This is a genomic window from Microbacterium sp. SLBN-111 (assembly GCF_049739645.1).
GTDB lineage: Bacteria > Actinomycetota > Actinomycetes > Actinomycetales > Microbacteriaceae > Microbacterium.
This window is the reverse complement of the sequence record NZ_JBMGQH010000001.1, coordinates 3,609,333-3,629,783: the sequence shown is the minus strand read 5'-3', so window position 1 is coordinate 3,629,783 and position 20,451 is coordinate 3,609,333. Positions and strand designations below refer to the sequence as shown.

At 70.4% G+C, this 20,451-nt stretch carries 18 protein-coding genes and 2 pseudogenes; 16 read left to right on the top strand and 4 right to left on the bottom strand.

The genetic code is table 11. The features are described 5' to 3' along the window. Positions 1–150: 150 nt before the first annotated feature. The 4 genes and pseudogenes from RKD05_RS17050 to RKD05_RS17035 all read left to right on the top strand — a co-directional run bounded on the left by RKD05_RS17050 (position 151) and on the right by RKD05_RS17035 (position 4,608). Positions 151–1,086, top strand: a complete 936-nt coding sequence (locus tag RKD05_RS17050; protein ID WP_424711603.1) for an ROK family glucokinase — start codon at positions 151–153, stop codon at positions 1,084–1,086. A 2-nt stretch (positions 1,087–1,088) separates the two neighbouring features. Continuing rightward, complete coding sequence (locus RKD05_RS17045; RefSeq protein ID WP_022878840.1) at positions 1,089–1,802, top strand: lysophospholipid acyltransferase family protein; 714 nt, start codon at positions 1,089–1,091, stop codon at positions 1,800–1,802. A 9-nt stretch (positions 1,803–1,811) separates the two neighbouring features. Next, positions 1,812–3,149 carry a class II 3-deoxy-7-phosphoheptulonate synthase gene (locus tag RKD05_RS17040; RefSeq protein ID WP_022878841.1) on the top strand — a complete coding sequence of 446 codons (1,338 nt, stop codon included), beginning with the start codon at positions 1,812–1,814 and terminating at the stop codon, positions 3,147–3,149. Positions 3,150–3,436: 287 nt separating this feature from the next. After that, positions 3,437–4,608, top strand: a pseudogene (locus tag RKD05_RS17035) (IS30 family transposase). A gap of 59 nt (positions 4,609–4,667) precedes the next feature. On the opposite strand, the gene pknB reads toward RKD05_RS17035, so the two are convergent. Genes pknB through RKD05_RS17020 form a run of 3 tightly spaced genes read right to left on the bottom strand, consistent with a single transcriptional unit; the run spans position 4,668 to position 7,648 of the window. Continuing rightward, entirely contained in the window at positions 4,668–6,614 is a 1,947-nt protein-coding gene (gene pknB, locus RKD05_RS17030) for a Stk1 family PASTA domain-containing Ser/Thr kinase (protein ID WP_424711602.1), read from the bottom strand. 54 nt (positions 6,615–6,668) lie between these two features. After that, positions 6,669–7,262, bottom strand: coding sequence for a LysM peptidoglycan-binding domain-containing protein (locus RKD05_RS17025; RefSeq protein ID WP_424711601.1), 594 nt, complete (start codon positions 7,260–7,262; stop codon positions 6,669–6,671). After that, positions 7,196–7,648 (bottom strand): LysM peptidoglycan-binding domain-containing protein, encoded by a 453-nt coding sequence (locus RKD05_RS17020; protein WP_424711599.1) that lies wholly within the window; start codon positions 7,646–7,648, stop codon positions 7,196–7,198. The genes RKD05_RS17025 and RKD05_RS17020 overlap by 67 nt, the downstream gene beginning before the upstream one ends. Positions 7,649–7,786: 138 nt before the next feature. On the opposite strand from RKD05_RS17020, the gene RKD05_RS17015 reads away from it, so the two are divergent. Further along, on the top strand, positions 7,787–8,131 hold the full coding sequence (locus RKD05_RS17015) for an Rv2175c family DNA-binding protein (RefSeq protein ID WP_424711597.1): 345 nt from the start codon (positions 7,787–7,789) through the stop codon (positions 8,129–8,131). A 30-nt stretch (positions 8,132–8,161) separates the two neighbouring features. Here RKD05_RS17015 and RKD05_RS17010 read toward each other — a convergent pair whose 3' ends face one another. Further along, positions 8,162–9,253, bottom strand: coding sequence for a polyprenyl synthetase family protein (locus RKD05_RS17010; RefSeq protein WP_424711595.1), 1,092 nt, complete (start codon positions 9,251–9,253; stop codon positions 8,162–8,164). Between the two features lie 65 nt (positions 9,254–9,318). On the opposite strand from RKD05_RS17010, the gene RKD05_RS17005 reads away from it, so the two are divergent. The 11 genes and pseudogenes from RKD05_RS17005 (at position 9,319) to RKD05_RS16955 (ending at position 20,413) form a co-directional block, all read left to right on the top strand. Continuing rightward, entirely contained in the window at positions 9,319–9,705 is a 387-nt protein-coding gene (locus tag RKD05_RS17005) for a DUF3040 domain-containing protein (protein ID WP_424711593.1), read from the top strand. A 329-nt stretch (positions 9,706–10,034) separates the two neighbouring features. Further along, positions 10,035–10,466: a division/cell wall cluster transcriptional repressor MraZ gene (gene mraZ, locus RKD05_RS17000; protein ID WP_022878852.1), complete on the top strand. Its 432-nt coding sequence runs from the start codon at positions 10,035–10,037 to the stop codon at positions 10,464–10,466. 97 nt (positions 10,467–10,563) lie between these two features. Then, complete coding sequence (rsmH, locus tag RKD05_RS16995; RefSeq protein ID WP_424711591.1) at positions 10,564–11,517, top strand: 16S rRNA (cytosine(1402)-N(4))-methyltransferase RsmH; 954 nt, start codon at positions 10,564–10,566, stop codon at positions 11,515–11,517. Continuing rightward, complete coding sequence (locus RKD05_RS16990) at positions 11,514–12,116, top strand: hypothetical protein (protein ID WP_424711590.1); 603 nt, start codon at positions 11,514–11,516, stop codon at positions 12,114–12,116. The genes rsmH and RKD05_RS16990 overlap by 4 nt, the downstream gene beginning before the upstream one ends. Before the next feature lie 4 nt (positions 12,117–12,120). Next, positions 12,121–12,642: pseudogene (locus tag RKD05_RS16985) on the top strand (penicillin-binding protein 2); the annotation flags it as partial. A 241-nt stretch (positions 12,643–12,883) separates the two neighbouring features. Next, positions 12,884–13,930, top strand: coding sequence for a peptidoglycan D,D-transpeptidase FtsI family protein (locus RKD05_RS16980; protein WP_424711588.1), 1,047 nt, complete (start codon positions 12,884–12,886; stop codon positions 13,928–13,930). Positions 13,931–13,982: 52 nt separating this feature from the next. Beyond that, positions 13,983–15,395: a UDP-N-acetylmuramoyl-tripeptide--D-alanyl-D-alanine ligase gene (locus RKD05_RS16975; RefSeq protein WP_424711587.1), complete on the top strand. Its 1,413-nt coding sequence runs from the start codon at positions 13,983–13,985 to the stop codon at positions 15,393–15,395. Beyond that, complete coding sequence (gene mraY, locus RKD05_RS16970) at positions 15,392–16,498, top strand: phospho-N-acetylmuramoyl-pentapeptide-transferase (protein WP_424711585.1); 1,107 nt, start codon at positions 15,392–15,394, stop codon at positions 16,496–16,498. The genes RKD05_RS16975 and mraY overlap by 4 nt, the downstream gene beginning before the upstream one ends. Then, complete coding sequence (gene murD / locus RKD05_RS16965) at positions 16,480–18,015, top strand: UDP-N-acetylmuramoyl-L-alanine--D-glutamate ligase (RefSeq protein ID WP_424711583.1); 1,536 nt, start codon at positions 16,480–16,482, stop codon at positions 18,013–18,015. Before mraY ends, murD begins: the two co-directional genes overlap by 19 nt. Positions 18,016–18,032: 17 nt before the next feature. Further along, positions 18,033–19,271: a putative lipid II flippase FtsW gene (gene ftsW / locus RKD05_RS16960; RefSeq protein ID WP_424711581.1), complete on the top strand. Its 1,239-nt coding sequence runs from the start codon at positions 18,033–18,035 to the stop codon at positions 19,269–19,271. 68 nt (positions 19,272–19,339) lie between these two features. After that, positions 19,340–20,413, top strand: a complete 1,074-nt coding sequence (locus RKD05_RS16955) for a UDP-N-acetylglucosamine--N-acetylmuramyl-(pentapeptide) pyrophosphoryl-undecaprenol N-acetylglucosamine transferase (RefSeq protein WP_424711580.1) — start codon at positions 19,340–19,342, stop codon at positions 20,411–20,413. Positions 20,414–20,451: the final 38 nt, after the last annotated feature.

Below are 20,451 nucleotides of genomic sequence, written 5' to 3'. Positions count from 1 at the left end.
TTGTGTACCGGAAAGAGCGTTCAGCGGTCCATCGAGTCTAGTCGTAGGTTCCGACCGCGCCCCGGGCGCGCCGGGCGGTCCGCCTCGTCGCGCCCCGGTGGCTAGACTGCTGCGGGCCGAGCCGCGGGGCGGGCCGAGAAGGGGAGTGCGGTGCTCAACATCGGTATCGACATCGGCGGCACGAAGATCGCCGGTGGGGTGGTCGACGAGAACGGCGCGATCGTCGAGAAGCTCCGGGTGGACACCCCCATCGATCCCGTCGCCCTCGTGGATGCCGTCGTCGACATGGCCGAGCACCTCCGGCGCGGCCACGACGTCCACGCGATCGGCGTCGCCGCGGCCGGATTCATCAGCCGCGACCGCAGCACCGTCATCTACGCGGCGAACATCGACTGGCGCAACGAGCCCCTGCGCGCGCGGCTCGAGGGCCGGCTGAACACGCCGGTGACGGTCGAGAACGATGCCAACGCCGCGGGCTGGGGCGAGTACCGCTTTGGCGCGGGCCAGGGCGTCCACGACATGGTCATGCTGACGATGGGTACCGGCGTCGGCGGCGCCGTCGTCACCAACGGCGAGCTGTTCCGCGGCGGCCACGGCATCGGCGCCGAGCTCGGCCACCTGCGGTTCGTGCGCGGCGGGCACCCGTGCGGATGCGGACAGAACGGATGCCTTGAGCAGTACGCCTCGGGACGCGCGCTGCAGCGCGAGGCCAACGCCATCGCCGACGAGGGCGGCATCGGTGCGGCCCTGGCGGCGGTGCGCGCCGAGAAGGGTGCGATCCCCGGCCCCGCCGTGTCGCGTCTCGTGCTCGCGGGCGATCCCGGAGCTCTCGAGGCCCTGCGCCGCGTCGCCACCGCCCTCGGCGAGGCGTGCGGTGGATTCCAGGCCGTGCTCGACCCCGAGCTCTTCGTGATCGGCGGGGGAGTGGCGCAGCTCGGCGACGACCTCCTCGTCCCGGTGAAGCTCGCGTACGAGACCTCCCTTCCGGGGTACGGTGAACGTCCGGTGGCCGAGTTCACGATCGCGCGACTGGGCAACGACGCCGGTCTCATCGGGGTCGCCGACCTCGCGGGGATGGAGCGCTGACGATGTTCTACTGGCTCATGAAGTACGTGGTCATCGGACCGGTCATCAAGGCCGTGTTCCGCCCGTGGATCGTGGGCCGTCGCAACATCCCGCGCGAGGGCGCGGCGATCCTCGCCAGCAACCACCTGTCGTTCTCCGACTCGATCTTCCTGCCGCTCATGATCGACCGCCGCATGGCGTTCCTCGCCAAGAGCGACTACTTCACCGGCAAGGGACTGAAGGGCTGGGCGACGCGCCTGTTCTTCACCGCCACCGGCCAGCTGCCGATCGACCGATCCGGAGGCAAGGCGTCCGAGGCATCCCTCAACACCGGTCTCGGGGTGCTCGGGCGCGGCGAGCTGCTCGGCATCTACCCCGAGGGCACGCGCAGCCCCGACGGAACGCTCTACCGGGGCCGCACGGGCATCGCCCGCATGGCGCTCGAGGCGCGCGTGCCGGTGATCCCCGTCGTGATGGTCGACACCGGGGCGGTCATGCCCATCGGTCAGCGGCTGCCGCGCGTCGGACGCGTCGGGATCGTCATCGGCGAACCGCTCGACTTCTCCCGGTTCCAGGGCATGGAGGGCGACCGCTACATCCTCCGCTCCGTCACGGACGAGATCATGGTGGCGCTGCAGCGCCTCGGCGAACAGCGCTACGAGGACGTCTACGCGTCGACGGTGAAGGACCGGTTGGCCAGTGCCCAGGCGGCGAAGGCGCCCGCGGCCCGCCACTAGACTTCAGGGGTGAATCAGCAGCTCCACGACCTCGACCACTGGCGGACCCTGCCCATCAAGCAGCAGCCCCAGTGGTATGACGAGGCCGCTGTGGCCGCGGCATCCGCCGAATTGGCCACCCTCCCTCCGCTCGTCTTCGCGGGCGAGGTCGACATCCTCCGTGACCGTCTCGCTCGGGCCGCCGCGGGTCAGGCGTTCCTCCTGCAGGGCGGTGACTGCGCCGAGACGTTCGCCGGCGCGACCGCCGAGCAGATCCGCAACCGCATCAAGACGGTGCTCCAGATGGCGGTCGTCCTCACGTATGGCGCGTCGATGCCCGTCGTGAAGATGGGCCGCATGGCGGGGCAGTTCGCCAAGCCCCGCTCGAGCGACACCGAGACCCGCGGCGACGTGACGCTGCCCGCGTACCGCGGCGACATCGTCAACGGCTACGACTTCACCGAGGAGTCGCGCAAGGCCGACCCCGCGCGTCTGCTCAAGGGCTACCACACGGCCGCGTCGACCCTGAACCTCATCCGCGCCTTCACGCAGGGCGGGTTCGCCGACCTCCGCGAAGTGCACAGCTGGAACAAGGGCTTCGCGAGCAACCCGGCCAACCAGGCGTACGAGAGCATGGCGACCGAGATCGACCGCGCCATCAAGTTCATGGAGGCCGCCGGTGCCGACTTCGACGAGCTGACGCGCGTGGAGTTCTACACCGGCCACGAGGGTCTGCTCATGGACTACGAGCGCCCGATGACCCGCATCGACTCGCGCACCGGCCTCGCGTACAACACGTCGTCCCACTTCCAGTGGATCGGCGAGCGCACGCGCGAGCTCGACGGCGCGCACGTCGACTACTTCTCCAAGATCCGCAACCCGATCGGTGTGAAGCTCGGCCCGACGACGACGCCCGAGACGGCGCTCGCCCTCATCGACAAGCTCGACCCCGAGCGCGAGCCTGGACGCCTCACCTTCATCACGCGCATGGGCGCGGGCAAGATCCGCGACGCCCTGCCGCCGCTGCTCGAGGCCGTCCGCGCGTCGGGTGCGACGCCGCTGTGGGTCACCGACCCGATGCACGGCAACGGCATCACGACGCCGACCGGCTACAAGACGCGGCGTTTCGACGACGTGGTGGACGAGGTCCGCGGGTTCTTCGAGGCGCACCGCCAGGTGGGCACGCACCCGGGTGGCATCCACGTCGAACTGACCGGCGACGACGTGACCGAGTGCCTCGGCGGCTCCGAGATGATCGACGAGGCCACCCTCGCGACGCGCTACGAGAGCCTGTGCGACCCGCGCCTCAACCACCGTCAGAGCCTCGAGCTGGCGTTCCTCGTGGCCGAGGAGCTCGAGAACCGCTGAGACGAATCGAAGGACGCCCCTGACCGCACAGCGGGTTCTAACGGTGGTCGCAACACCCCAGGTTTTGGGAGGTTGCGGCCACCGTGTTATTTCAGGGGGAGTCGGGTGCGGTCGTGCGGGAGTTGTTTCTCCGGCGGTTGAGTGAGGTGGGGAGCGTCACTGTGGTGGCGCGGGAGTTGGGGGTCAATCGCCATACGGGGTTCTCGTGGGCGCGGCAGGCGGGTATGGCTTCGGTGCGTGTGGGCCATCCGGGCCGGGCGGAGTTCGCGCGGTTGCGGGCGGAAGGTATGAGTCGCCGTGAAGCGGCGGCTGCGGTGGGGATTCATGAGCGGACCGCGAAGGATTGGGATCGAGGTGTCCGCCGGACGATGAACGCGCGGATCTATCCCGACGGGCGTCGGGTGGATTATTCGACGGGGCAGACCACGATGGGGAGCGTGAAGCCCCTGGTAGCTGCGGTTCCCGCGGAGGTCGGTTCTCGGTTGTTGTCGCTGTCGGAGCGGGAGAAGATCGCTGATCTGCGGCGGGCGGGTCTGTCGTTGCGAGCGATAGGGCGGGAGTTGGACCGGCCCGCGTCGACAATCATGCGGGAGCTCCGCGCGCGTATCGACGCGAACGGGCGTTACCTGCCGCATGCGGCCCACCGCGACGCCGCAGCGAAACGGGTTCGTCCGAAGCGGCGGCGAAGCTCGCTCAGCCCGGACGGTTGCGGGACTATGTTTCCGACCGTCTGAAGGAACAATGGTCTCCGGGACAGATCAGCGGCGTGTTGTCGCGCGATCACGCGGGTGATGAGGGCATGCAGGTGAGCGCGGAGACGATCTACCAAGCTATCTACGTCCAAGCCCGCGGCGGGTTGAAACGCGAGGTCGCCGATGCGCTGCGTTCGGGTCGAGCCCGCCGCAAACCCCACCGTTCGCCCGAGCACCGCACGAGCCGGTTCGTTGATCCGATGGTGATGATCAGTGAGCGCCCGGCGGAGGTCGCGGACCGCGCCGTCCCGGGGCATTGGGAGGGTGATCTGATCATGGGAGCCGGTAACCAGTCCGCGATCGTCACCCTCGTCGAACGCGCCACCCGTTACGTCATGCTCGGGCACCTGCCCGCCCGCGATCACACCGCCGAGACCGTCCGTGATGTCCTCGTAGAACTGATCGGCACGCTCCCCGCGCACCTGCGGGGGTCGTTGACCTGGGACCAAGGGACGGAGATGGCCGGGCACAAGGCGTTCACGATCGCCACGGACGTCCCCGTGTATTTCTGCGACCCCGCCAGTCCCTGGCAGCGCGGGTCGAATGAGAACACCAACGGACTGCTCCGGCAGTACTTCCCCAAAGGCACCGACCTCTCCGTCTTCGGCCCCGAAGACCTCGAGCACGTCGCCCAGAAGCTCAACGGGCGCCCACGCAAAACGCTGGGCTGGGATACCCCAGCCCAGCGTCTGCTAGAACTCGTTTAGTTCAGTTGGTGTTGCGACGACCCATTGAATCCGCCCACGGTCGGGGGCGTCACTCGTTTCTAAAGCGTCGGCGTGAGCGTGACCGTGCTGCCCTGCGGCGCCGTGGTCCCGGCCTTGGGGTTGGTCGAGCGCACCTTGTAGATGTCCCAGTACTTGAAGCCGAGGGGGAGCGTGCCGTCGTCGATGCCGGCGTTCACGTCGAACCCGAGGCCCTTCAACGTGTTGACCGCCTCGCGGATCGTCATGCCGACGACGTTCTCGGGGATGAGGACGGGCTTCGGTCCGATCGAGACGTTCAGCGTGACGGTCTCGCCGGGGCGCCAGTTCCCGCCGCCCTCGCGATCGTTGATCCCGATGACCGTGCCCGACGGGACCGAGTTGCTGTACTGCTCCGACGTCTGGGTCTTCAGCTGCACGTCGCTCATCGCCTTCTCGGCCTGCGCCTGCGTGAGTCCCGCGACCTCGGGGATCGGTCCGAGGGACACGACGAGTGCGGCCGCGTCGCCCTCGTGCACGGTGCAGCCCTTCGTGCAGTCGATCGCGTCACCGCCGGCCCGCGGGGTCACGGATGCTCCGAGCACGGTTCCCGCGCCGGCATCCGTGAACTCCTGCGTCGTCCCGGACACGCCGATGTAAGCGGACTCCAGGATGCCGTTGACGTCCTCCGCGCTCTTCCCCGCGAGCTCGGGCAGGTCGTGCGACGCCGGTCCGATCGAGACGAAGACGGTGACGACCGTGCCCTTGTCGAGGCGCGTGTTCACCACGGGGTCCGACCCGACCGTCGTCCCCGCCGGGATCTCGCGGTCGTTGACCTCCTGCTGCGTGGCGGCGAGCTGCTCCTGGGTGAGCAGGGTCTCCGCCTCCGCGTAGCTCATGCGCGAGACGTCGGGCACGGCGACCAGGGATCCCGGACCCGAGCCGAACCACCAGCCGGTTCCCGCCGCCCCCGCCGCGAGCAGCAGGACGAGCGCGAACAGCCAGATCCCGCGGGTCGTGCGTCGGCGGGTGCGCTGACGCAGACGCGTCGCGTTGTCGACGTCGTCGACGGGCACGGCCGGGGCCACGGCCGTCTGCGGCAGCACCTTGGTGAGCTCGCGCGACTCGGAGGCGCTCGCGGTGACCGTTCCGACCGAGACGGCACGGGCGACCTGGGGCGCGAGCCCCAGCTCCTTCTCGATCTCGCGCAGGCGCGCGAGCATCGCGCCCGCGTCGAGCGGTCGCTCCGCGGGCTCCCGCTCGGTGGCCCACAGGACGAGCTCGTCGAGCTGTTCGGGGACGCCGGAGTTCTTCGCGCTCGGACGCGGGACGGAGTCGGTGGCGTGCTGGTAGGCGATCTGCATGGGCTGCTCGCCCTTGTACGGCTGCTCGCCCACGAGCATCTCGTAGAGCATGATCCCGAGCGAGTAGATGTCGCTGCGGGCGTCCGCCGTTCCCCGCGTCACGAGTTCGGGCGCGAGGTAGGCGATCGTGCCCATGAGCTGCGCGCCGCTCGCGGTGTTGGCGGTGGTCGCCCGGGCGAGGCCGAAGTCGCCGATCTTGATGCGGCCGTCTTCGGCCAGGAGTACGTTCTCGGGCTTGACGTCCCGGTGCACGATGCCCGCCCGGTGGGCGGCGGCGAGCCCCGAGAGGATGGCATCCATGATCGTCAGGGTCTGATCCACCGTGAGGCGCTTGTGCTCGCGCAGGAGTTCGCGCAGCGTGATGCCCGGCAGGTACTCCATGACGAGGTACGCCATGTCGCCGTCCTGGCCCTGGTCGAAGACGTTGACGACGTGCGGGTCCGACAGGCGCGCGGCCGACCGGGCTTCCTGAATGAACCGGCTCTGGAACACGGTGTCGTCGCTGAGGTGGCCGTGCATGACCTTGAGCGCGACCCGTCGTTCGAGACGCAGGTCGGTGGCGACGTACACGGTCGCCATGCCGCCGCGCGCGATGCGCGCACGGACCCGGTATCGACCGTCGACGAGACGGCCGATCAGCGGGTCGGCCTGCTGACTCGTGCTCACGTGTCGAGTCTACGGAGCGCCCCCTGTGAGCCCGGGGAGCGGCTCACCTTCGCATCACCCGAGAACGGACAGCCAGACGGATGCCACGGACTCCCACTGCGCGTATCGATCGGGGTACGCGGAGATCTGCACCGCCTGCGCGGCGTCGGCGTAGGCCATGCTCTCCCAGCCCGGGATGTCGAGGAGGCCGCGCGTCGCCGTGCCGTTCGGGTCTCCCGCGCCGCCGTAGAACACGCGGGTCGCGCGCTCCCGGTCGAGGATCTGCTCGGGGGAGCCCCAGCCGCTGCTCGGCCGCTGCTGGAACAGGCCGAGCGAGTCGCGGTCTCCCCAGTCGAGGTTGCGCAGCCACGACTCCTGCATCGCCGTGCCGAGGGCGATCGCGATGCCGCGGTCGGAGACGCCCAGCTCCCGGCCGATGCGGATGATGAGGCGGGCGTTGTCGGACTGCTCGGCGTCGAGTCCGGGAGCCGTCGCCGGTGCCGCGGATGCCACGCTCGCGGTGGCCGCGTTCGCTCCGGGCGCGGGGATGTCCAGCGTCTGGCCCGGGTAGATGATCGATTCCCGGGTCAGGCCGTTCGCGGTCAGGACGGCGTCGACGGAGGTGCCGTTGGCGGCCGCGATCGCGGAGACGGTGTCGCCCGGGACCACCTCGTGGGTGCGGGCCGCGGTGGGGGCGGGCGTCGGGGCCGCGTCCGCGGCGACGAGCGCGAGTACCCATGGCCGGGCCGGATGACGCTCCCGGCGTCGAGGCCGTTCGCGGCGAGCATGGCGGCGGTGTCGAGGCCGTGCGCGCGGGCGATCGCCCACACGGTGTCGCCGGGCTGCACCGTGTAGGTGGAGGCCGCGGGGACGGCCGTCAGCACGGGGAGGCCGAGCGTCCGCGGCGCGGGCGGAACGGCGGCGAGCGCGGGGGCGGGCGGCGCGGCATGCGCGGCGTTCTCACCCGACAGGGCGAGCGCGATCGTGCCGGCGACCGCGGCGGGCCAGACGGTCAGGGCGCGCGGGCGCGCGAGAGGAGCAGGGAGTCGTCGCATGGTGGGGGATCCGTTCTTCCGACTGCCCGCCACGGTCGCACGGTGCGGGGCGGATGTCAACGCGTGGGGCGCCTGTGACGGATGTGACGGGCGGTCCTGAACGTCGTTCGGACGGCCGTGGGATGAGATAGTGGCAAGGTGACCGACACGCCCCGTTTCCCTACTGAATGGCTGACGCTCCCCGACCTCGTCGACGTGCTGGGCGAGCCGCTCGGACGAGTCCGCCGCTTCCTCGACGAGAACTACCTGGTCGGTTCGCGTCGGGACGGCGTGCTGCGTGTTCCCGCGGTGTTCATCGTCGACGGCCGCCCGCTTCCGTCGCTGCGCGGCACGATCATCGTGCTCCACGACGCGGGGTTCGACGCCGACGAGACGATCGACTGGCTGCTCACGCCGGAAGAGACCATCGGGGTCGCCCCGATCGAGGCGCTCCTCGCGGGGCGCAAGAGCGAAGTGCGCCGCGTCGCGGCCACGCTCGCCTGAGCGCTCGCCCGAACTCGGGCGGAGGACGCCTCAGGACGTCCGCTGCGTGGCGGCGCGCGCGAGCGTGCGCAGCTCCGCGACGGCTCCGGCGCCGAGTCGCGCGCCGTCGAGCGCCCGCTCGGCCTGCCGCTCGTACTCGGCGATCAGCTCTTCCGTCCGGGCGAGAGCCCCCGTGGAGACGATCGTCTCCTGCAGATCGCGGATGCGCGTGGCATCCAGGGTCCGATCCCCGAGCATCCCGTCGAGGTCGGCGCGCGCGTCGTCGGGGAGTGCCTGCCGTGCGTACGCGACGAGCACCGTGCGCTTGCCCTCGCGCAGATCGTCGCCGGAGGGCTTGCCCGTGACCGCGCTGTCGCCGAAGACGCCGAGGACGTCGTCGCGCAGTTGGAACGCCATGCCGATGTCGTGCCCGAACCGGCCGAGGGCCTCGAGCTGAGCGTCGTCGGCGCCCGCGAGAGCGGCCCCGATCTGCAGCGGTTTCTGGATGCTGTACCGCGCCGACTTGTAGGACGCGACGCGCAGCGCGCGATCGGCGTGGTCCTCGTCCGCGTGGACGGCGTAGGCCGACTCCTCCGCGACGTCGAGGAACTGCCCGATCGTCACGTCCCGACGCATGTGCGCGTACTGCCGCCGGGTGGCCGCCGCCGTCGCGATGCCGTCGAGGGACTCCTCGAGCAGATCGTCGCTCCATGCGACGAGCAGGTCGCCGAGCAGGATGGCGGCGGAGCGCCCGAAAGCCTCGGAATCCCCGGCCCAGAGCGCGTCCGTGTGGACCGTCTGCAGTGCGCGATGAGCGGCGGGCTGTCCGCGCCGGGTGTCGGAGTTGTCGATGAGGTCGTCGTGCACGAGGGCCGCCGCCTGGAAGATTTCGAGGGCGGCGGCGACGCCGATCGCGGCGGCGTCGGGGGCGGTCGAGGCGTCGTCGGAGACCTCTTCTACGGCGTGGCGCCCGGTGAGGAGGAAGCGGGCGCGAAGGCGCTTGCCTCCGCGGAGCGAAGAGGCGCCCGCGCGTGCCATCTTCTCGGCCTCTTCCCCCAGGCCGGAGGCGTACGATATCTGTTCAGATACGAACTTGTCGAGTCGCTGAGAAACAGCCTCGATCGGTTCCGGGGAGGTCGGCACGGGCCTAGCCTAGTGATCCTCGCCCCGCGTAGAATCGACCGTACTCAGCAATAGAGGGGGAAGGCATGCCACTCTCCGAACAGGAGCAGCGTCTGCTGGACGAGATGGAGCGCCATCTCATGAGTAACGACGCCGACGTCGTCACGGCCCCAAGTCGCGCGCTCAGCTACCGCAACATCGTCCTCGGCTCGATCCTCGTGCTCGCCGGTCTCGGTGCTCTCATCGCGGGCGTCTCGATCGGATTCAACACCGGCGTCCTCGGCATCGCGGTCGGTGTCGTCGGATTCCTGGTGATGGTCGGCGGCGTCGTCTTCGCCGTCACCCCGACCCGCAACTCTTCGCGTCTGCCCTCGGCTCGGTCGGCATCGGCCAAGCGCGGCCCGCGCGCGTCGGGCGGCTCCTTCATGGACCGCATGAACGACCGCTGGGACCGCCGCAACGACGGGCACTGACACCCTCCGCTTCTTCTCGAGAACACCGGCTCTTCGGAGCCGGTGTTTTTTTGTGCCCGTGTGAGCGCGGGGAGGAGGAGGGATGCCGGCGCGCGAGGCGCCCCCGCTCCCGGGTGACGCCGGAATCCCTCCCTTTCCCTCCACCGACGGCACCCGCGAGCGCGCGCGCCGCGTGATTCCGCGGTTCTAGCCGCCACGGCGTCGAGGGGGAGCGGACCATACACGCCTCGGCATCCCTGGGAAAGGGCCGCGTTTCGATAGCAAAGTGGAGGGTGGTGGAGTAAAGTGGGGGAAACTTCGCAGGCCGGACGAAGGGGGTGGACGCCCGAATGCTGCTCGGCACGCACACTCCCAAGCTCGACGACAAAGGGCGCGTCATCCTGCCCGCGAAGTTCCGTGACGATCTCGGCGCCGGAGTGGTGATCACCCGGGGGCAGGACCGCTGCCTCTACGTGTTCAGCACCGAGGAGTTCGAGCGCGTGCACGAGCGGATCCGCGAGGCGCCGCTCAGCAACAAGCAGGCCCGCGACTTCCTGCGCATGTTCCTCTCGGGGGCCAGCGCCGAGAAGCCCGACGGGCAGAACCGGATCACGGTCCCCCCGGCGCTGCGCGCCTACGCGGGGCTGGACCGCGAACTGGTCGTGACGGGTGTCGGCGCCCACGCCGAGATCTGGGACGCCGCGGCCTGGAACGCCTACGCCGAAAGCAACGAAGAGACCTACGCCGAGATGGAGCAGGAGGTGATCCCGGGACTGTTCTGATCGCCGGCTGTGATTCCCAGCCGCACGCCCTGACGCCACTTCCCCGGTGCCAGGTCGAGCGGATGGGGATCAGAGCCCACGATCCCGCCCCGTCATCATGGACATCCGCGACATCCACACCCCCGTGCTGCTCGAGCGCTGCGCCGAACTGCTCGCTCCCGCCCTGCAGCGCGACGGCGCCGTCTTCGTCGACGCGACACTCGGCATGGGCGGCCACTCCGAGGCGTTCCTCGAACGCTTCCCCGGCACCCGCCTCATCGGCCTCGACCGCGACACCGACGCCCTCCGCATCGCGGGGGAGCGCCTGGCCCGGTTCGAGGGGCGCACGACGTTCGTCCACACCGTCTACGACGGGATCGCGGATGCCGTGGCCTCCGCCGGCGTCGACAAGGTCGACGGCATCCTGTTCGACCTCGGCGTCTCGTCTCTGCAGCTCGACGAGGCCTCGCGCGGGTTCGCCTACGCGCAGGACGCCCCGCTCGACATGCGCATGGACCAGACATCGGGCGTGACCGCCGCCGAGGTCCTCGCGACGTACGGCGAGGGCGACCTCCGCCGTATCTTCGAGCGGTACGGCGAGGAGAAGCTCGCCGCCCGCTACGCCCGGGCCATCATCGCCGCGCGCCAGCAGGCGCCGCTGGAGCGGTCCGGCCAGCTCGTCGACGTGCTGCAGGCGGCGACGCCGGCCGCGGTGCTGCGCGAGCGGCATCCCGCCAAGCGCGTCTTCCAGGCGCTGCGCATCGAGGTGAACGCCGAGCTGTCGGTGCTCGAACGCGCGATCCCCGCCGCCCTCAGCGTGCTCGGGGTCGGGGGCCGCATCGTCGTGCTGTCGTACCAGTCACTCGAGGACCGGCTGGTCAAGCGCGTCTTCGCGGACGCCTCGACCTCCACCGCCCCGCGCGGGCTGCCGGTCGAGCTGCCCGAGCACGCACCGAAGTTCCGCTTGCTCGTGCGGGGGGCCGAGCTCGCCAGTGACGAAGAACGTGCGGTCAACCCGCGCGCCACCCCCGTGCGACTGCGCGCGGCCGAGCGGATCCAGGAGGACGCATGAGCGCTCCCCAGACCATCGACGCGGCGTTCCTGCCGGAGTTCCCGGTCCCGGTACGCGAGCCCCGACGCCTGCACGTCGTCGACGCGCCGGCCCGCCGTCGCGTCCCGCGTCGTGCCTTCGGCGTCGTCGCCGTCCTCGGGGCGGTGCTGATCGCGCTCGTGCAGATGGGACTGTCGATCCTGACGACCCAGAGCTCGTTCGAGATCGCTTCGCTCACGCAGCAGCAGCGCGACCTGACCTACCAGAAGCAGATCCTGTACGACGACGTCGCGGGGCTGAACTCGCCGCAGTACCTCGCTGCGAACGCCGCCGCGCTCGGGATGGTGATCGACGAGACGCCGACGTACCTGCGCCTGAGCGACGGAGCCGTGGTCGGCGCGGGCAAGCCCGCCGAGGGCACCTCGTCGGTGGATGCCATGGGCCGGGGATCGGTCCGCAACGCCCTGATCTCGGGAGTGCCGCTCGTGACCGACCCCCAGAAGGCCGCCGAGCCGACTCCGGTGACCGACGCGGCTCCGACCGACGCGCCCCCCGCGCCGGCCGCCTCCGCGACACCCCCGCCGATCAGCGACGGTCTGCCGACCCCTGCGACACGATAAGAACATGGCCACGCCGAAGACGACGCCGCTTTCCCGTTCCCCCCGACGGCGCACCGTGGTGGCGCTGTCCCTCGTGCTCATCGTCCTCGTCGCCTTCGTCATCCGGCTGGTCGACATCCAGGTCGTGAGCGCCCGCGAGCACGTGGACGAGTCGCTGTCGATGGGTCTGCAGAATTCGCGGATCGAATACGGCTCCCGCGGCTCGATCGTCGACGAGAACGGGGTGACGCTGGCATCCAGCGTGCACCGCTACGACGTGCAGGTCGACCCGATGCTCGCCGCGCAAGGGCTCACCGACCGCAACGACGACGGCACGACCACGACCACCAAGACGTGGACCGACATCGCGGCGCAGATCGCCGGCATCCTCGGGAAGGACCCCGCCACGGTCGAGAAGGTCGTGACGGATGCCGTGGCCGCCGATCCGGCTTCCCGTTACGCGATCATCGCGAGCGACGTGTCGACCGAGCAGTACCGCGCCCTCGCCGACCTCGGCCTGCCGTTCCTCACCTTCCCACCGAAGGCCGGCCGCGTGTACCCCGACGGCGCCGTCGGCGGAAACCTCCTCGGTTTCGTGGGTGGCGACGGGCAGGCCCTCGCGGGGCTCGAACTCGCCGACAACGACTGCCTGTCCTCGCGCGACGGCAAGGTCGTGTTCCAGCAGGGCCGCGACGGCAACGTCCTGCCCGGCACGGAGGTCCAGACCGAGCCCGCCCGTCGACGGCGGCACGCTCAAGCTCACGATCGACCGCGACCTGCAGTGGTACATGGGGCAGCTCATCGCCGAGCAGGTGCAGAACACCGGCGCGCTGCGCGGTGCCATCACGGTGGTCGAGGCGAAGACGGGCAAGGTCCGGGCCCTCGCGGAGTACCCGACCGTCGACCCCAACGACCCCACCGCCTCTCCGGCGGCGGAGCGCGGCAGCTGGGCCTTCAGCGACCCGAACGAGCCGGGCTCGACGTTCAAGGCGCTCACGGCCGCGATCGGTCTGGACAGTGGCGCCTTCACCACCGACACCACGGTGACGGCGTCCTCGACGGAAACCCTCAAGGGGGGAGCACGCGTCTCCGACTCCTTCGTCCACGGTCCGAACGACTACACGCTCACCGGCGTCCTCATCGACTCCTCGAACGTCGGCATCTCGAAGTTCGCCGAGATGATCCCCGCGCAGACGCGGTACGACTACCTGCAGAAGTTCGGAGTCGGCTCGCCCACCGCGATCGACTTCCCCGGCGAGTCCGGCGGCATCCTGCACCCCGTGCAGGACTGGGGCGACCAGACGTTCTACAACACGGCGTTCGGTCAGGGCCTCGCGGTGACGATCCCGCAGCTCGTCGGCGCGTACCAGACGATCGCCAACGGGGGAGTACGCATGCCGCTCTCGCTCGTGGAGAGCTGCACCGCGGCCGACGGCACCGTCACCGACGTCCCGTCCGAGCAGGGCCAGCGCGTCGTCTCCGCGGACACCGCGCAGAAGGTGTCGCAGATGCTCGAGAACGTCGCGACCCAGGGCACCCTGGCATCCCAGGTCGCGATCCCGGGCTACCGCATCGCGATCAAGACCGGTACGGGCGAGAAGACCGACCCCAACACCGGTGCGTACAAGCCCGACGCGTACTTCACGACGATGATCGGATTCGCCCCCGCGGACGACCCCCAGTACATCGTCGCGGTCAACCTCGACGAACCTCGGACGGTAAAGTCGTCTGCGGCCAACGCCCCCGCGTTCCAGAAGGCGCTCACCCAGGTGCTCAAGAACTACCGGGTGATCCCCTCCGGATCCACCAGCCCCCAACTGCCCAAGTTCGGCTGAGACGCCGGATGCCGGTCTCCTCCCGACACGGAAAGGGCGTCCGTACACAGCAATGATCTCCACCACCCTGTCCCACATCGCCGCCGTTCTCGGCGGTCGTCTCGTGCTGCACGGCGACGACACGCCGGACACCACCGTCGACGGCCTCGTCGACACCGACTCCCGCCTGATCGAGCCGGGCGGCATCTTCGTCGCCAAACCCGGTGAGACCACCGACGGACACCTCTTCGTCCCCGCGGCGATCGAACGCGGCGCGGCCCTCGCCCTCGTCGAGCGCGAACTCGACGAACCGGTCACCCAGGTCGTCGTCCCCGATGTCGTCGAGGCCCTCGGGGAACTCGCCCGTGACGTCGTCGCACGCGTGCGCTCGGCGGGCGACCTGCGGATCGTCGGGATCACCGGCTCGAACGGCAAGACGACCACCAAGAACCTCCTCGCCCGCATCCTCGAGGACGAGGGCCCCACCGTGGCGCCCCGCGCGTCCTTCAACAACGAGGTCGGTGCGCCGCTCACGATGCTGCGGGTGACCGAGGACACGCGGTTCCTCGTGAGCGAGTTCGGCGCGAGCGGGCCCGGCGCCATCGCGCGGCTCGCGGGCCTCGTGACCCCCGACATCGGCGTCGTCCTCATGGTGGGCATGGCCCACGCGGGCGGCTTCGGCGGCATCGAAGCCACGTTTCACGCCAAGAGCGAGCTCGTGCGCGCGACCCGCGAGGGCGGTCTCGCCGTCCTCAACGCCGACGATCCGCGCGTGGCGGCCATGGAGCCGATCGCGCGCGAGCGCGGTCAGGAGGTGCGCTGGTTCGGTCACGGGGAACGTGCGGCGGTGCGCGCCGTGGACGTCGAGGTCTCGGCATCCGGGACCCGCGCCGATCTGCTCGTCGACGGCGTCGCGCACACGCTGACGCTGCGCGTGCTCGGCGAGCACCACGTCATGAACGCCCTCGCGGCCATCGCCGCGGCGACGGCGCTGGGGGTGTCGGCGGCGGATGCCATCGCCCGCCTCGAGACCGTCGAGATCGCCGAGCGCTGGCGCATGCAGCCGCTCGGCTCCGACCGCGTGCGCATCATCAACGACGCGTACAACGCCAGCCCCGACTCGATGGCCGCCGCCCTGCGCACGCTCGCGCAGATCACCGGACCCGAGGAGCGGACCGTCGCGGTGCTCGGCGCGATGAGCGAACTGGGCGAGTACGCCGACGAGGAGCACGACCGCGTCGGACTGCTGGCGGTGCGGCTGCGCATCCAGCGGATCGTCGTGATCGGCCAGGAGGCGCGCCGCATGTACCTGGAGGCGATCGCGCAGGGGTCGTGGGACGGCGAGGCCGTCTTCTTCCCCGATGCCGATTCCGCCTACGACTACCTCGTGGGTGAGCTGCGCGACGGCGACCGTGTGCTGGTGAAGTCGTCCAACTCCGCCGGGCTGCGGTTCCTCGGCGACCGTCTGGGAGAATCGTTCGCGTGAGATCACTTCTGACGTCCGCGGGGATCTCTCTGGCCTTCACGCTCTTCCTCACTCCGGTGTTCCTTCGGGGATTCCGGAAGTGGGGCTGGGGACAGGTCATCCGCACGCCCGAGAACGTGCACAACCCCTCGCACGGGGCCAAGCGCGGCACGCCCACGATGGGCGGCACCATCTTCATCCTCGGTACGATCGTCGGCTACTTCATCGGCGCGTTCGCGGGGAACAACCCCCCGACGGTGTCGGGGCTGCTGGTCCTCTGGCTCATGCTCGGCTTCGGTGTCGTCGGATTCATCGACGACTACATGAAGGTCCGGTTCCAGAACAGCCTGGGCCTCTCCGGGTGGCGCAAGATCGCCGGCCAGGTGATCGTGACGGTCCCGTTCGCGATCGTCGCGTTGAACTTCCCCAACGCGATCGCGCAGACGCCCGCGTCGGGCTACATCTCGATCTTCCGCGACATCCAGGTGCTCTCCCTGTTCGCGCTCGGTCCGGTCCTCGGGTGGCTCCTCTACCTCGCGTGGATCTCGCTCATCGGCACCGCGGCATCCAATTCGGTCAACGTCGCCGACGGACTCGATGGCCTCGCGGCCGGCTCGGGCATCTTCGTCGTCGGCGCCTACAGCCTCATGGCCTTCTGGCAGAACAAGCAGATGTGCGCCGACGTGCTCGACGCGTCGGTGCAGGGCGGCTGCTATGCCGTCCGCGATCCGTTCGACCTCGCGATCGTGGGGGCCTCGTTCGTCGGTGCGCTCGTCGGGTTCCTGTGGTGGAACGCCCCCAAGGCCAAGGTCTTCATGGGCGACTGCGGGTCGATGGCGATCGGTGGCGTGATCGCGGCGATGGCGATCCTCACGCGCACCGAACTGCTGCTCATCCTCATCGCCGGCGTCTACGTCATCGCATCCGGATCGGTGATCCTGCAGCGGATCTACTTCAAGATCACGCGCGGAAAGCGCCTGTTCCTCATGAGCCCCCTGCACCACCACCTCGAGATGCGCGGCTGGCCCGAGGTGACGATCGTCGTGCGCATGTGGATCATCGCGGGCCTCCTCGCCGTGTCGGGTGTCGGATTCTTCTACGTGGAATGGCTGTCCCGAGTATGAGTGCGGAACGGGTGGCATCCCTCACCAGCTGGTACGCCGACTGGCGCGGCCTGAAGGTCGCGGTGCTCGGTCTGTCGGTCACGGGCTTCTCCGCCGCCGACACCCTCGCGGAGCTCGGCGCGCAGGTGCTCGTGGTCACCGAGAAGGCGGATCCCGAGTACGCGCGGCTCCTCCCGGTGATCGGCGCGGAACTGCACGTCGGTCCGCTCGACGCCGTGCCGGCCGTCCTCACGGACTTCGCGCCCGACGTCGTGATCGCCTCGCCCGGCTTCCCGCCCTCGCACCCGCTCATCGTGTGGGCGCGGGAGAGCGGCATCCCGCTGTGGGGCGACGTCGAGCTCGCGTGGCGAGTGCGCGACAAGGTGGTGCGCCCCGGCGGCCGCCCCGCCGACTGGATCCTCATCACGGGCACGAACGGCAAGACCACGACGACGCGGCTGACCGCGGAGATGCTCGTCGCCGGCGGACTGCGCGCCGTCCCGGTCGGGAACATCGGTACGCCGGTCCTCGACGCGGTCCGTGACCCGAACGGCTTCGACGCGCTCGTCGTCGAGCTCTCGAGCCATCAGCTCTGGTACCTCAACCTGCAGACCGGCCCGGACGCGCTCTCGCCGCACGCGGCCGTCTGCCTCAACCTCGCGGACGACCACCTCGAGTGGCACGGCAGCTTCGCCGCGTACCGGGATGCCAAGGCCGGCGTGTACGCGCGGACCCGGGTCGCGTGCGTGTACAACAAGGCCGATCTCGTCACCCGCGAGATGGTCGAGGAGGCCGAGGTCATCGAGGGCGCCCGCGCCATCGGCTTCGACCTCGGCGTCCCGGGCCCGAGCGATCTCGGCCTCGTGGACGGCATCCTCGTCGACCGCGCGTTCCTCGAGGAGCGCGCCACCTCGGCGCTGGAACTCACGACCGTCGCCGACCTCGCCGAGCACGGCCTCGCCGCGCCGCACGTCGTGTCGAACATCCTCGCCGCCGCCGCGCTCGCCCGCTCCCTGGGCGTCGCGCCGAGCGACATCCACGACGCGCTCGACCGCTTCCGGCTCGACCCGCACCGCATCCAGGTGATCGCCGCGCATCGCGGCGTGACGTGGGTCGACGACTCCAAGGCCACGAACCCGCACGCCGCGGGGTCGTCGCTCGCGGCATACCCCGGTGCCGTCTGGGTCGTCGGCGGACTCTTGAAGGGCGTCGACGTCGCCGACCTCGTGCGCTCGCGCGGTGCCGCGACCCGGGCCGCCATCGTCATCGGCACGGACCGCGGTGAGATCGTGGCCGCGTTCGAGCGACACGCCCCGACGGTTCCGCTGTTCGAGGTCGACCACACGGAGACTGAGGACGTCATGGCACGGGTCGTCGAACTGGCGGCCGATGTGGCCCGGGACGGAGACACCGTTCTCCTCGCCCCCGCGGCGGCGTCGTTCGATCAGTTCGCCTCCTACGCCGACCGCGGCGAGCGCTTCGCCGAGGCGGTGCGGGCGTGGATCGCCGACCAGGACGAGGAAACGGACCGACCGTAGGACGAGGGGATCACCGCGTGACCACCACCGCACCCCCGCCCCGCCAGGCACCCGAGGACGAGCCGGCTCGATCCGGACTCGCCGCTCGCGTGTCCCTGGGCCGTGCGTTCCAGCCCGTGCCGAGCGAGTTCCTCCTCATCACGTCGGCGGCGCTGCTGCTCACGGGCTTCGGCCTGGTCATGGTGCTGTCGGCGACCTCGGCGACGGACGGCGGCCAGAACCCCTTCGACCACGTCCTCAAGCAGGGGATCTTCGCCGTCATCGGCATCCCGCTGATGTTCGTGCTCAGCCGCGCGCCGATGCAGTTCTGGAAGCGCATCGCGTGGCCGGTGCTGATCTTCGCGACGCTGTTCCAGCTGCTCGTCTACGTGCCCGGCCTCGGCATCGAGTCCTACGGAAACCGCAACTGGGTGCAGATCGCCGGGTTCCAGTTCCAGCCGGCCGAGTTCCTCAAGCTCGCCCTCGCGCTGTGGATGGCTGCGGTGCTGTACCGCAAGCGCCGCCTGCTGACGTCGTGGAAGCACGTGTTCATCCCCGTCGTGCCCGTCGCGGTGATCGTGATCGGCACCGTGCTCGGCGGTAAGGACCTCGGCACGGTGATGATCCTCGTGCTGGTCGTCCTGGGTGCGCTGTTCTTCGCGGGGATCAAGCTGCGGATGTTCATCGTCCCGGCCGTGCTGTCACTCGTGGTCGTCCTCGCGTCGGCGTTCGGCAGCGAGAACCGCATGGCGCGCATCGCCAACCTCTTCGACCCCGACGACGCCTCCTGCTACTACACCTCGTGCTACCAGTCGCTGCACGGCATCTGGGGCCTCGCGAGCGGCGGCGTGCTGGGGCTCGGCCTCGGCAACTCCAAGGAGAAGTACGACTGGCTCCCCGCCGCCGCGAACGACTACATCTTCGCGATCATCGGCGAGGAGCTCGGGCTCATCGGATGCCTCGTCGTGCTGGTCCTGTTCGCGCTGTTCGCCGTGGGCGCGTTCCACATCGTCCGCCGCACCGACGACACGTTCGTGCGGATCGTCGCGGGCTCCGTCACCCTCTGGATCGTCGGCCAGGCGATCGTGAACATCGGCGTGGTGCTCCGCATCTTCCCGGTGCTCGGGGTGCCGCTGCCGTTCATGTCGCAGGGCGGCACGTCGCTGCTGTCGGTCCTCATCGCGTGCGGTGTGCTGTTGTCGTGCGCGCGCACGCTGCCGGACCGCCGCCCCGTCGCCGCGGCCCCGCCGCGCGCCGTGCGCCGCCGCCGGAGCTGAGCCCCGGGAGGGCCGAGAGGCGGATGCCGTGGCATCCCCTGTCCGTCCCCGTGGTTAGGGGTCGAAGGGTGACGACCACCCTTCTGGCCGGCGGCGGGACCGCCGGGCACGTGAACCCCCTGCTCGCCGTGGCCGACGGACTCCGCGCCCGCGAGGGTGCCGACGATGTCCTGGTGCTCGGCACCCGCGAGGGGCTCGAGGCCCGTCTCGTGCCCCTGCGCGGATACGAGCTGCTGTTCGTCGACAAGGTGCCGTTCCCGCGCCGTCCCGACCGTGCCGCCGCGGCGTTCCCGGGTCGTTTCCGCCGCGCGGTCGCGCAGGTCCGGAGCATCATCCGCGAGCGCGGCGTCGATGTCGTCGTCGGATTCGGCGGCTACGCGGCAGCCCCGGCGTACGTCGCGGCCCGTTGGGAGCGCGTGCCGTTCGTCGTGCACGAGGCCAACGCGAAGCCCGGTCTCGCCAACGTCCTGGGCGCGCGCGCCGCAGCCGGGGTCGGTGTGGCGTTCGAGGGCACACCGCTGCGCGGCGCACGGGTCGTCGGCATGCCGCTGCGCCGCGAGATCGTCGACCTCGACCGCGCGGCCCTGCGCGCCGAGGCGGCCGCGCATTTCGGACTGGATGCCACGACCCCCACGCTCCTCGTGTTCGGCGGGTCGCTCGGGGCGCAGCGTCTCAACGACGCCTTCGGCGGCGCGTGGCGCGACGTGCTCGACGCCGGCTGGCAGCTGCTGCACGTGACGGGGGAGAAGTCCGACCTCGCCGACCCCGGGGTTCCCGGGTACGCGCTCGTGCGCTACGTCGACCGGATGGATCTGGCGTTCGCCCTCGCGGACTTCATCGTGTCGCGCTCGGGGGCGGCCACGGTGAGCGAGATCAGCGCGCTGGGGATCCCCGCCGTGTACGTGCCGTACGCGGTGGGCAACGGCGAGCAGAGCCTCAACGCGGCGTCCGCGGTGCGCGCGGGGGCGGCGCAGCTCATCGCCGACGCCGAGTTCACCGCCGACCGCGTGCGGGGTGAGATCGTGCCGCTCCTGCGCGACGCGGACGCGCGCGAGGCGATGCGCGCCGCGGCGGCGCGGACCGGAACCCGCGCGGGAACGGAGAACGTCATCGCGCTCCTGGACGCGGCGCTCGCGCGCTGATCGGGGACCCCCGTCCGGCGTCGACCCTCGGGCGCGCC

Bases quoted from the DNA above. Each gene is read 5' to 3' on its own strand.
- mraZ (WP_022878852.1), top strand. From the start codon at position 10,035: ATGCTGCTCGGCACGCACACTCCCAAGCTCGACGACAAAGGGCGCGTC.
- RKD05_RS17020 (WP_424711599.1), bottom strand. From the start codon at position 7,648: ATGCGACGACTCCCTGCTCCTCTCGCGCGCCCGCGCGCCCTGACCGTC.
- RKD05_RS16975 (WP_424711587.1), top strand. From the start codon at position 13,983: ATGATCTCCACCACCCTGTCCCACATCGCCGCCGTTCTCGGCGGTCGT.
- RKD05_RS17045 (WP_022878840.1), top strand. From the start codon at position 1,089: ATGTTCTACTGGCTCATGAAGTACGTGGTCATCGGACCGGTCATCAAG.
- RKD05_RS16980 (WP_424711588.1), top strand. From the start codon at position 12,884: ATGGGGCAGCTCATCGCCGAGCAGGTGCAGAACACCGGCGCGCTGCGC.
- RKD05_RS16990 (WP_424711590.1), top strand. From the start codon at position 11,514: ATGAGCGCTCCCCAGACCATCGACGCGGCGTTCCTGCCGGAGTTCCCG.
- rsmH (WP_424711591.1), top strand. From the start codon at position 10,564: ATGGACATCCGCGACATCCACACCCCCGTGCTGCTCGAGCGCTGCGCC.
- RKD05_RS17005 (WP_424711593.1), top strand. From the start codon at position 9,319: ATGCCACTCTCCGAACAGGAGCAGCGTCTGCTGGACGAGATGGAGCGC.
- murD (WP_424711583.1), top strand. From the start codon at position 16,480: ATGGCTGTCCCGAGTATGAGTGCGGAACGGGTGGCATCCCTCACCAGC.